Annotated in this window: 14 protein-coding genes and 3 pseudogenes; 15 read left to right on the top strand and 2 right to left on the bottom strand. The window is 40.2% G+C overall.

Going from position 1 to position 11,529, the window contains the following annotated elements:
* Window positions 1–7: 7 nt before the first annotated feature.
* A complete protein-coding gene (locus KUH03_RS39325; RefSeq protein ID WP_257090064.1) occupies window positions 8–436 on the bottom strand; it encodes a thioredoxin family protein in 429 nt (142 codons plus the stop codon).
* Window positions 437–593: 157 nt separating this feature from the next.
* On the opposite strand from KUH03_RS39325, the gene purN reads away from it, so the two are divergent.
* A complete protein-coding gene (purN, locus tag KUH03_RS39320) occupies window positions 594–1,184 on the top strand; it encodes a phosphoribosylglycinamide formyltransferase (RefSeq protein ID WP_257090062.1) in 591 nt (196 codons plus the stop codon).
* A 252-nt stretch (window positions 1,185–1,436) separates the two neighbouring features.
* On the opposite strand, the pseudogene KUH03_RS39315 reads toward purN, so the two are convergent.
* Window positions 1,437–2,670, bottom strand: a pseudogene (locus tag KUH03_RS39315) (MFS transporter).
* 199 nt (window positions 2,671–2,869) lie between these two features.
* On the opposite strand from KUH03_RS39315, the gene KUH03_RS39310 reads away from it, so the two are divergent.
* The 14 genes and pseudogenes from KUH03_RS39310 to KUH03_RS49850 all read left to right on the top strand — a co-directional run bounded on the left by KUH03_RS39310 (window position 2,870) and on the right by KUH03_RS49850 (window position 11,397).
* Window positions 2,870–3,007, top strand: coding sequence for a hypothetical protein (locus KUH03_RS39310; RefSeq protein WP_257090061.1), 138 nt, complete (start codon window positions 2,870–2,872; stop codon window positions 3,005–3,007).
* 50 nt (window positions 3,008–3,057) lie between these two features.
* Window positions 3,058–3,258 carry a hypothetical protein gene (locus KUH03_RS39305; protein WP_257090060.1) on the top strand — a complete coding sequence of 67 codons (201 nt, stop codon included), beginning with the start codon at window positions 3,058–3,060 and terminating at the stop codon, window positions 3,256–3,258.
* 40 nt (window positions 3,259–3,298) lie between these two features.
* Window positions 3,299–3,544 (top strand): hypothetical protein, encoded by a 246-nt coding sequence (locus tag KUH03_RS39300; RefSeq protein ID WP_257090059.1) that lies wholly within the window; start codon window positions 3,299–3,301, stop codon window positions 3,542–3,544.
* On the top strand, window positions 3,541–3,714 hold the full coding sequence (locus KUH03_RS39295) for a hypothetical protein (RefSeq protein ID WP_257090058.1): 174 nt from the start codon (window positions 3,541–3,543) through the stop codon (window positions 3,712–3,714). The genes KUH03_RS39300 and KUH03_RS39295 overlap by 4 nt, the downstream gene beginning before the upstream one ends.
* Before the next feature lie 82 nt (window positions 3,715–3,796).
* On the top strand, window positions 3,797–4,081 hold the full coding sequence (locus tag KUH03_RS47450; protein ID WP_306429320.1) for a hypothetical protein: 285 nt from the start codon (window positions 3,797–3,799) through the stop codon (window positions 4,079–4,081).
* On the top strand, window positions 4,071–4,334 hold the full coding sequence (locus KUH03_RS47445) for an SCO family protein (RefSeq protein ID WP_306429319.1): 264 nt from the start codon (window positions 4,071–4,073) through the stop codon (window positions 4,332–4,334). The genes KUH03_RS47450 and KUH03_RS47445 overlap by 11 nt, the downstream gene beginning before the upstream one ends.
* Before the next feature lie 108 nt (window positions 4,335–4,442).
* Window positions 4,443–4,778 (top strand): cytochrome c, encoded by a 336-nt coding sequence (locus KUH03_RS39285; RefSeq protein WP_257090057.1) that lies wholly within the window; start codon window positions 4,443–4,445, stop codon window positions 4,776–4,778.
* Between the two features lie 296 nt (window positions 4,779–5,074).
* A complete protein-coding gene (locus KUH03_RS49855; protein ID WP_373564568.1) occupies window positions 5,075–5,401 on the top strand; it encodes a TetR/AcrR family transcriptional regulator in 327 nt (108 codons plus the stop codon).
* A gap of 84 nt (window positions 5,402–5,485) precedes the next feature.
* Complete coding sequence (locus tag KUH03_RS39280; RefSeq protein WP_257090056.1) at window positions 5,486–5,677, top strand: hypothetical protein; 192 nt, start codon at window positions 5,486–5,488, stop codon at window positions 5,675–5,677.
* Window positions 5,678–5,685: 8 nt separating this feature from the next.
* Window positions 5,686–6,069, top strand: a complete 384-nt coding sequence (locus KUH03_RS39275; RefSeq protein ID WP_257090055.1) for a TolC family protein — start codon at window positions 5,686–5,688, stop codon at window positions 6,067–6,069.
* A pseudogene (locus tag KUH03_RS39270) lies at window positions 6,000–7,204 on the top strand (TolC family protein). Before KUH03_RS39275 ends, KUH03_RS39270 begins: the two are co-directional and overlap by 70 nt.
* Window positions 7,205–7,227: 23 nt before the next feature.
* A complete protein-coding gene (locus KUH03_RS39260) occupies window positions 7,228–7,512 on the top strand; it encodes a biotin/lipoyl-binding protein (RefSeq protein WP_257090053.1) in 285 nt (94 codons plus the stop codon).
* A complete protein-coding gene (locus tag KUH03_RS39255; protein ID WP_257090052.1) occupies window positions 7,434–8,192 on the top strand; it encodes an efflux RND transporter periplasmic adaptor subunit in 759 nt (252 codons plus the stop codon). The genes KUH03_RS39260 and KUH03_RS39255 overlap by 79 nt, the downstream gene beginning before the upstream one ends.
* 37 nt (window positions 8,193–8,229) lie before the next feature.
* Window positions 8,230–11,397 (top strand): annotated as a pseudogene (locus KUH03_RS49850) (efflux RND transporter permease subunit).
* The last annotated feature ends 132 nt before the right edge of the window (window positions 11,398–11,529 follow it).

Below are 11,529 nucleotides of genomic sequence, written 5' to 3'. Positions count from 1 at the left end.
TGCTGCACTAAGGCTTTCGTCTTAGCATCATAAACATACAGTGAAGGATAATTACTGGGGCTAAATTTTTCAATAAACTGTGTACCGGAGTCGAACAAAATTTTACATTAGCAGCACCTTTCAGCGCTTTGGCATGCATATTAATAAACCCATCCACGTAAGGTTTGTCATTCATCGAGATAAAATAAAAACTAACGTTTTTTAGCTTTTGCAAATTCTGTGCGATGCCCGCTCCCATTTTCTGACAATGACCACAACCTGGATCATAGAAATCCAAAACGATATAACCTGTCTTCGGCAATTTGTCCGAATGGAACTTGCCCGACTGATAGACCTCATCAAACGTAAATGCCGGAATTGTTTTTGGAGCCTGCGCAAATAAGGGTTGAAAAAGAAAAAATGCACATGCAAAAAATAGGGAGCAGAGTAACTTCATGTTAAAGAATTTTAAACTGACAATGAATATTCAATTAATTTTAATCAATAATAGCTAAAAATGCGGTTCTATTCGTCAATATTTTAGTTTTTTTACAAAAAATGCGTAAGTTTGGACTAATTTTTAAATCGATCAAATCTATTAATACTCATTAATCGTGAAAAAACGAATTGCCATTTTTGCTTCAGGTTCAGGGTCCAATGCTCAAAAAATAATGGAACATTTCAAATACTCAGATGAAGTTGAGGTTGCGCTGATCCTGTCCAACAACCCTGATGCTTATGTTATTCAGCGCGCTGACAATTTTGAAATTCCAGCACATATATTTGATCGCAATGAATTTTACAACACGGACAATGTCGTTAATATCCTTAAAAATTTAAATATCGATCTGATCGTCCTGGCAGGTTTCCTATGGCTTGTTCCAAACAATCTTTTAAAAGCCTATCCAAATCAGATCATCAACATCCACCCTGCTCTCCTCCCCAAATATGGCGGCAAGGGCATGTATGGCGACCATGTACATAAAGCTGTTTTGGCCAACAAAGAGGAAGAACATGGCATTACCATTCATTTTGCCAATGAGCACTTTGATGAGGGCGAGATTATTTATCAAGCAAAATTTAAGGTAGACGCCGGTGATACCCTGGATATCATTAAGTTCAAAGGACAGCAATTGGAACACCAGCATTTCCCGAAAGTAATTGAGAACCTAATCAAAAAATGTAAAAACAACATTTTTATTTAGAATTATTTTAAACAAATTGTAACTTTGCCTTATGAACGAAGTTATTGAATCCTTTGTGGAACAGTGTGAGGGCGAGGGCAAAGCAAGCCCATTTCAATTTAGAAGTGCCGCAATGAATCCTTTTTCTGATTTTTCCTGTGTTTGTTTCAAAAAATGCTGTAAAAAATATAAAGAAGGAAAACGTTGCAAAAAGTGCCCCGGCCGAAAAAAATAGGCTGCTAGTATAGGCTGTCTGTTGTGATATATCTGAGTTTACTCCTCTAGATAGTTCAGGTCCTTATCAAAGCTTTCTTCAAGCTGTGTCAGTGAATACATGGCAATACCAGAAAGAAGCAAGACCATCGTAATTGCCGCGGTGACAATACCAAAAGAATCCACCAAAAGTCCATAGATCATTGTTGACGGTATCAAGGCACCTCTGACAAAATTAGGCGCTGTGGTAGCCACAGTAGCCCGCAGGTTGGTCCCGAATTGCTCTGCCGAAATAGTCACAAATGTTGCCCAATACCCTACTCCTAACCCCATGATAAAAGCCAAAACCAGAAATTTATTGGCTGTAATTCCAGTACTCAAAAGATACCATAGCGAACTACCGATAATAATCAACTGGCAGATAAAAACCACCTTTTTCCGGGATTTTAGAATCTGTGCAAACACACCTGCCAACACATCACCAATGGAAATTCCGATATAAGCAAACATCACTCCTTTACCCGCGCTCAGGGTTTCGGATGCCCCAAGTGCTTTTCCTATTTCTGGAGCCTGCGTGACCAGCACCCCACCACAAACCAGATTGGCAAGCCTATACAGAGACAATTGATATAACGTTTCAATCGGCCTTTATCGGTAAAGAGCATCCTAAAATCACCTTTGGGAACATCCTTTTATCCTGTTCCTTAAATAGACCAGATTCAAAAGAACCAACACGCAATAGCAACAACAATAAACCCATTCCACCACCAACAAAATAAGCGGTACGCCAATTAAATTCCTCCGAAACAAAGTAGGCTAAAATAGCGCCCAACACCCCGACACTGGCAACCAGCATCGTTCCATAACCGCGCTTTGACTTATGCATGCTTTCCGAAACCAAGGTGATCCCCGCTCCCAGTTCCCCAGCCAATCCAATCCCGGCTATAAAGCGGATAATTCCATACTGCCACACATCCCCTACAAAACCATTTGCAATATTCGCTAAGGAATATAGTAGAATGGAACCAAACAACACTTTTAAACGCCCGTATTTATCACCGATAATTCCCCAGATAATTCCACCCAGCAACAGGCCGCCCATCTGCATATTAAGGACAAACTCTCCTTTTACCCGCATCTGTTCTATCGGTACTCCGATATCCGTAAAGGATTGAATGCGGACAATAGAAAAAATAATGAGGTCATAGATATCGACAAAATACCCCAACGATGCGATCGTTACCAATAGCCATACCTTCTTGCTTTCAGTCTGTTTATCTTTTAATGTTGACATTTTAGGTTCTTTGATGCCGTAAAAATACCATAGTGAAATAAGAAAACCAAGATTTCGGAAAATAATCCGGTACATTGTTCTATTTTTGTATCATGAGATACAGTCCGCGTGCATTAACATGGCTATTGCGTTTTTACCCTCCTTTTTTATTTCAGGGAATCTGGGTAAAAAAATCAGTCCTGGCTTTAAAGGAGCCGAAGTGAAAATTTACAAGACTCCGTTCAATATCAACACCAATAAAACCTTGTTTGGTGGAACAATTTTCGCTGCTGCAGACCCTATATTTCCAATCCTAATCGATCAATACCTTCAAAAACAGGGTTTAGAAAGACTGTAGCCTGGCTCAAGTCATCTCGGATTGATTTTAAAAAACCCGGCAAAACAAGTGTGGGCTATTCTGTTCAACTTTCGGATGAACTACTGGACGAATGTAGCCAAACCATTCGCACGAAAGGCAAAATTGTCAAAAACCTGAGTCTGGAAATCAAGGATAAAAATGATGACTTATGTGCTGTAGTACATTGTGAAACCTACATTCGTGACTTGAATTTTACATTCCCGGATAGAAATCGAAAGGTCGAGCAATAAGAAATTGATATCTTTGTCCAATTACCAAAAAAATAGAAACATGAACAAAATCGCTTTCATGGCTATCGCATCCTTGGCAATAGCGGCATGTGGAACCACTGGCACAAACAATGTAAAGGTTTTACAAGATTCAACAATCAAAATCCATGATGAAATCATGCCTCAGATCGCTCATTTTGACCGCGATGCAGTCAAAATAGACTCTATCTTGAATAATCTAAAAACACTGAAAGCTGCTAAGGCGGACTTAGACACCACAGCAACAAAAAAGACCTTGGTATATTGAAAGCCAATCTGGAAAGTGCAACAGACCATATGATGGACTGGATGAAAGCATATAAGCCTGACAGTACCGATATCAAATATTTTGAAGTCGAATTGCAAAAAGTATCCGACATGAAGAAAATATTTGATGCTGTCTCCAAGGAAAGCCAGGAGAAATTAAAGAACTTCTAGGTGAACAGCCCTGCTCAATACGACCCTATAACAGGATAGAAAAGCCCAGTAGGGCAAATTAATAATGAAAGAATAAAAACAGATGAAATCTATATTTAAACTTTGTTGTGCTACGGGCCTATTGCTTGGTTTATTTTCTTGCAAAAACACGAGCCAGTCCAACTTACCAATTTATGGTGAACGGGAAGCCGTCGAAAAAACAGTTGACGGAAAACAAGTGATAGATACAGTTTATCATACCATACCGGCATTTAAATTTTTGAACCAGGATAGTGTGATGATCTCAGAGAAGGATTTCGAGGGAAAGTATATATCGCAAACTTCTTTTTACACATTGTCCAAGCATCTGCCCAACAATGAACCGTAATTTGCTCAAAATCTATACACAATATAAGGACAATGATGCTGTTCGCTTTTTGTCCCATAGCATAGATTTTAAATATGACCAGCCTTACGTGTTGAAAGATTACGCAAATAAACTAGGCGTAAGCAATGACCATTGGCAATTTGTTTCAGGTACAAAGGCAGATATTTATGGTATAGCCAACCAATACCTGGTTTATACAGCTGAGGATAAGAATGCCCCGGAGGTTATGATCACCAAGGTTACCTTGTCTTGATTGACAAGGATAAACGCATCCGTGGCGCTTATGATGGTACTAATGATGAGCAGGTAAAAAAACTAATGGAGGACTTACCAAAGCTATTGAACGAAGCTAAAAACTAATATGCGTACCCTCTTAACGACCTGTTTTATTATCGGTTGCCTAATATCGGCTGTGATCGGCTGTCAAAGCGAAATTGATATCCGGACAGCACAATACAGCGTAAATGGTCAAAAAGTGTATATAGCACATTGTCAGAATTGCCATGGCGAAAAAGGAGAAGGATTGGGAAACCTCTACCCTCCGCTTACAGATACCAAATTTTTGGAAACAAATCGTCAAAAGCTTGCCTGTATCGTTAAACATGGCGCAACAGGGGAACTCGAGATCGCAGGCAAAAATTCAATAACACGATGCCAGCTTCAAATCTTTCCGCCGTTGATATTGCTTATGTACTGACCTATATCAATACAAAGATCAATAAGGGTAAGGAAATATTTCCCTTAAATGAAGTGGAAAAACAATTAAAAAATTGTCAATAAAAAAGAGGAACTTGTAAAAGTTCCTCTTTTTTTTTGGCCTACTGCCAGAGAGACACGTTAAATCCTGCCGACTAAAAAATAATCATCCAAAGCCAAAACAATTTAAATCTTTTTTCCTTATTGTATTATTGGTCCAATTTGTTTTTGTATTTATTGATTTATAACAATAATTTGACATTTTGGATTCAAATTAATCACTAATTTTGCAACCGAATGAACGTTCGATTGATGCAGACAAATGAAAAAATTGCAGCTGTCTTTGCTGCCACACTTAAACTGATACACACAAACGGTTTCCATGGGACACCAATGAGTAAGATCGCACAGGAATCTGATGTAGCGATAGGAACTATCTACCACTATTTTCCCTCTAAAGATGATTTGATCTTTGCATTGTTCAAACATTGCCGGTCAATCTTGAACGATTACATATTTGATGGGATAAAAGAAGACTTTGATTATAAAGCTTCTTTTTTTTCATGTGTGGCGCAACTTTGTTCAGTTCTATTTAGAAAACGGACGAATCTTCAGTTTTTTTGAACAGTTTTTTCCTCACCTTATTACGAGAAGAATAAGGCTGAGATACAGGAACCTGTCGGTGGCCAAAACAAGGTACTTGACTTTTTGCAGGAAGGCATTGACAAAAAAATTTTAAAACAAGTAAATGTTCACCTATTGGTGGCAAGTTATATCGGTGTGGCTTTGTCCACAGTACATAGCATCAAATTCAAAGATCTTCACTTCTCCGAACAGAATATGAAGGAGTTAATGGAAATAATTTGGGATGGTGCTGTCAATAGAAATAAAAATAATTAATGAGATATATGAAGTTTAATAAAATCGTTTACTCCTTAGCGACACTGTCGCTGTTGAGTAATACAGGATTTGCACAACAGCAATCTGAAAACTTGCCGCCAAATGCGACGCTTCAGCAGCTGATAGATTATGCACTACGCAATCAAATTTCTGTAAAACAGGCACAATTGGATGAGGCCATCGGTGAAAAGGATATCGATATCTCCCTTTCAGGTTGGTACCCACAATTAGGTTTGAAAGGAAGCTATAACTATAATGTGATTGTCCCCGTGGTCAATATCGGTGGAAATAATATCAAAATGGGGCAGAATAATGCCAGTGCATTGACGCTACAAGCCGATCAGCAATTGTTGAATCCCGAATTGATACAGGCAAAAAGGCTGCCTCATTAGTTCGCCTAAGCAACAAACAAAACACCGAAAGCAAAAAAATAAATGCGGTTGTGGAAGTCAGCAAAGCTTACTATGACATCCTAACCACAGAGGAAATGATTAAAATTGTCCGCGAAAACATCGCTAGGCTCCAAAAGCAGCTGAAAGACGCAAAATCGCAATATGATGTCGGAGTGGTTGACAAAACGGATTTTAAAAGAGCACAGATCGCTTTGGCCAATTCCAACGCAGACGAAAAACGGAACGTCGAATTACGAAAATATAAATATGAATATCTGAAACAGCTGCTAGCATTGGATAAAGGCCAAAATCTTACTTTATCATTCAGTAATAGCAACATGGAATCCGAAATTTTATTGGATACCACAGCTGCTGTAAGTGTTTCCAATCGGATCGAATTCCAACAATTGGAAACATCGAAAAAAATTCAGCAATTGAATACGCAATATTTTAAATGGACCTATTTACCTAGCGTAAGTGCCTTTTATAACTACGCATTCAATTATCGGAATGATAAATTTAGCAAACTCTATAACGACAATTTTCCGGGTTCTGTCGCAGGTTTGAATCTCTCTTTTTCTATTTTCGACGGATTTAAACGAAAAAACAAGTCAATAAATCCAGGTTGCAGGAGGAACGTATTGACTGGGATATCAAGAATCTGGAAAACAGTATCAATACGGAGTATGCCTTATCAAAAGCCACATACAATGCCAATCTAAATGATTGGAAAACGGCAAAAGAGAATGTAGAATTGTCCAAAGAGGTTTATGAAACAATCAAATTGCAATACGATGAGGGAATCACAAAATACCTGGATTTAATGACAGCTGAAAATGATCTCAAAATAACGCAATTCAATTATCTGAGCGCGCTCTATGCATTGCTATCAAGTAAATTGATGTTCAAAAAGCAGTTGGGGCAATCCAAACTAATTAATCAATTCAAACGGAAACTAATACAAATCATGAATAAAAGACAATTATTATTCGCTTTCTTCCTTGGGACGGCTTTAGTATGGACCTCTTGTGGAAATAAAGATGCAAAAAAGCAAGGTGCAGCACAGGCTCAGGCCGAGAAGGTTGTTCCTGTTACCTTTGGCGCAGCATCACATGAGACTGTTACGGAACCATAAGTTACCCAGCAACAGTCAAACCGTTGAACGAAGCAGACCTATTTGCAGAAGTAAGCGGTTATATTACCAAAATATATGTTTCAGACGGTGCTGTGGTCTCTAAAGGTCAAGCCTTATATGAGATTGACGGAACACGTTATAATGCAGCGGTACAACAGGCCAAAGCAAGCCTTCAAATCGCACAAACAGATCTCGACCGTCAAAAAGAGATTTGGCCCGTTATCAAGTATTGGCTGACAAAGACGCGATCGCTAAACAGGTTTATGATAATGCCGTATCAAATGTTGCTGCTTCGCAAGCACAGGTAGAATCTGCGCGCGCGGCATTGGTAACAGCCAATACCAACCTGTCCCGTTCTACGATTCGTGCGCCATTCTCCGGAACCATTGGTATATCACAAGTACGCTTAGGTGCTTTGGTCAATCCTGGTACTACACTATTGAATACATTATCCTCAACAAGCCCGATTGCCATTGAGTTTCAGGTCAACGAAAAAGATATCAGCAAATTTGCTCAAATGCAAAGCAGCCATTCTTCTTCGGATCTTTCGCTTTTATTGCCGGACGGAAGTACCTATGAAGGTAAAGGAAGCATAACGACCATTGACCGTGCTGTTGACCCAGCGACAGGAACAATTAAAATACGGGCTACATTCCCCAACAATGCCAATGCGTTAAGAGCGGGCATGAATATCACCATGAATGTATCGACCACATCGGCAACTGAAGAAATCGTTGTCCCTTACAAAGCTGTCTTCGAACAATTGGGTGTGTTCAATTTATATGCCGTTAACGATAGCAGCAAAGCTGAAATCCGTCAGGTAAAATTGGGTATTAAAGCCGGTGATAAAATCGTCATCAAAGAGGGTGTCAAAGACGGTGAGAAAATCGTTGTTGATGGAGCTATGAATGTCCAAAATGGTGTTAAAGTTGTCGATGCTGCCACTGCTGCCCAACAAGCTGCAAAAGGCGCTCCGAAAGGAAAATAACAGCATTAATTTTTAAAGAGAATCTAAAAGATATAGAATGATTTCAGAAGTATTTATTAAGAGGCCAGTTACCGCAATCGTTATTTCGATATTGATTTCAATCATCGGAATTATTGCTGTATCTACGTTGCCAATTAGCCAGTACCCTTCTATTGCACCGCCAACTGTAACAGTTACAGCAAACTATACAGGCGCAGATGCACAGACGGTTGAGCAGACCGTGACAACGCTGATTGAGAGTCAGATCAATGGTACACCTGGCATGATTTATATGTCGTCAAATAGTACTTCAAATGGTCAAGCAACAATTACTGTCACATTTGAAGTAGGTACCGACATCGATATCGCAACCCTAGACGTACAAAACCGTGTCGGGATTGCAGAACCTGCCCTTCCAGAAGCTGTTAGACGTTTGGGGATCACTACCCGTAAAGCCAATAACGATATCTTGATGTTGGTGGCTTTAACATCACCCAAAGGAACCAGAGATGAAAATTTTCTGGCCAATTACAACAACTTGTACGTCAAAGATGCGTTATTGCGTGTCAAAGGTGTCGGTGATGTAACGGCCTTCGGTCAACCTTTCTCCATGCGTGTGTGGTTAGATGCCAACAAATTGGCTAATTTAAGCATGACACCTGCAGATGTTTCCGCAGCTATTGCCGAACAAAACACCCGTATACCAGGGGGAGTGTCGGAGCACGTCCACAAGAGTCTTCGACCGTATTTGAATATCCTATTATTACGGATAGTGACCTTTCCAATCCCGAGGACTTTGAAAATATTGTCGTCAAAACCAATAAAGATGGATCCATTGTACTCTTAAAGAATGTCGCACGTGTAGAACTGGGACAATTTAGTTATGGAACTTCTTCCAAAGTAAATGGAATGACCTCGTCAGCGATGATGATCAACCAGACACCGGGTGGAAACGCCGTTGAATCCGCAGAAGGTATTGTTGCTGCCCTGGAAAAATTAAAGCAATCTTTTCCAACTGACGTTGATTACACCATCAGTTACGAAACCGTTTCTGTGGTAAATGCATCCATTTCTTCGGTAATCCATACCTTGGTGGAAGCGCTACTTTTGGTAACCTTTGTGGTATTCTTCTTCCTACAAAGCTGGAGAGCGACATTAATCCCTGTTCTAGCGATTCCAGTGTCGATTATTGGTACCTTCATCTTCTTCCTGATGTTTGGTTTCTCCGTCAACAACTTGACGATGCTTGCCTTTGTACTGGCCATCGGTATCGTAGTGGATGACGCCATCGTTGTGGTGGAAGCGGTTCAGCACTATATTGACCATTATAAACTGGATGCTAAAGAAGCAACACGTCGTGCAATGGGTGATATTACTGCACCGGTTATCGCAATTGCCTTGATCTTGGCCGCGGTATTCGTTCCGGTAGGATTTATTCCGGGGATGGTGGGTAAACTGTATCAACAATTTGCGATTACCATTGCTGTATCAGTTATGTTATCCGCATTTATTGCCCTTTCCCTGACACCTGCGCTATGTTCAATTTTATTGAAACCAACGGCTGTACACGAAGGTGCAAAAGGATTGAACAAGTTCTTCTACAAATTCAACGTTTGGTTTGAAAAAGTGACGATCAAGTACTCACGCGGTGTAAAACAAGCCATCAAAAAGGCGCCGCTTGTGTTGATTATCCTTTTATGTATCTTTATCGGTACAGGTTATATGTTTACCACCAAGCCAACAGGATTTATTCCTTCTGAAGACGGTGGTGCATTCTTCGCTGGGGTCACTTTACCTGAGGGTTCATCCTCTGCCCGTACCAATGAAGTATTAAAAGAGATCGAGGACGATTTACACAAGACCTTCCCTGAAATCAAATACGTAACAGCCATCTCGGGTATCAATATTTTGAACCGTGCCTTCAAATCAAATGGTGCAACGCTATTCGTCTCCCTAAAACCTTGGGAAACACGTACACGTACCGCCAACGATATCGCTGGTATGATAATGGGTAAATATATGGGCTATACCAAAGCAAGGGTATTGGCCGTAACGCCACCGGCAATCCCGGGTTTAGGTACTTCCGGCGGTTTCTCCCTACAAATTCAAGATTTACAAACAGTAAATATCAAAGATTTTGAAGCCACTGTAGGTAAATTCCTGATGGCGGCCAACCAACGTCCTGAAATTGAATGGCCTATACCATGTTTAACACCAATTCGCCAAACTACAAATTGGAAGTCAACCGTGAACAAGCAAAACGTATGGGCGTACCGATCTCAAGTATCTATTCGACAATATCGGCCTATTTAGGAAGTAGCTATGTCAATGACTTTACGAAATATGGCCGTAGCTATCGTGTCGTTACACAAGCCGATATCCCCTACCGGATGAACATTGAAGACATCAATAAGCTGTATGTCAACAATACGATGGGTAATCCAGTGCCAATGGGTACATTGGTGAAATATGAGCTGATTACAATGCCGTCGATCATCAACCACTACAATATCTTTAGAAGTATCGAGATCAATGGTAGTTCGGCCCCAGGCTATTCTTCTGGAGATGCGTTGAAAGCCTTGCAAGAAGTAGCTGCTCAAACATTGCCTGAGGGATTTGACTATCAGTTCTCAGGTCTTTCACTACAAGAGATGCAGTCCGGATCAAAGACCGTTCAGATCTTTGCGCTATGTATCTTATTTGTATTCCTACTGTTGGCAGCATTGTACGAAAGCTGGTCTGTTCCATTCTCTATCCTCCTATCAGTTCCTTTAGGTGTATTTGGAGCGATCTTGACTCTGACGTTGATACCAACATTGGATAATAATATCTATGCACAAATCGGTTTGGTGACCATCATTGGTCTTGCGGCCAAGAATGCGATCCTGATTGTGGAATTCGCCAAAGAGCGGGTTGATATCGGAATGAATCTCTATGAAGCAACGTTAGACGCTGTAAAATTGCGTTTACGCCCGATTATCATGACCTCTTTTGCCTTCATCCTAGGTATTATTCCATTGATGTTGTCACATGGTGCCGGTGCCATATCCCGCCAAACAATCGGCTGGACGGTATTCGGTGGTATGACTGCGGCAACACTTTTGGCAATCTTTATCGTACCGGTTCTATTCGTTGTGATCACACGAATGGCTTACGGTAAGAAAAATTGGCTGAATTAGAAGCTAATTTTGATGAAGAAAAAGCGAAGAATTTAAGTGCACACTAAGCAGATAAAATTTGCCGTATGTGCTAAGACCATACCGTAAATGCTAAGACGCCTTTCCTTCTGACGAAGGAAAGGCGTCTTGCTTTTTGCTCTTCCAATTATAATTTTTAATTTTACCACACACTATTAAAT

Origin of the sequence: Sphingobacterium sp. E70 (assembly GCF_019285695.1) — a bacterium.
In the GTDB taxonomy this organism is placed as follows: domain Bacteria; phylum Bacteroidota; class Bacteroidia; order Sphingobacteriales; family Sphingobacteriaceae; genus Sphingobacterium; species Sphingobacterium detergens.
This window is presented reverse-complemented; position numbering and strand designations above follow the sequence as displayed.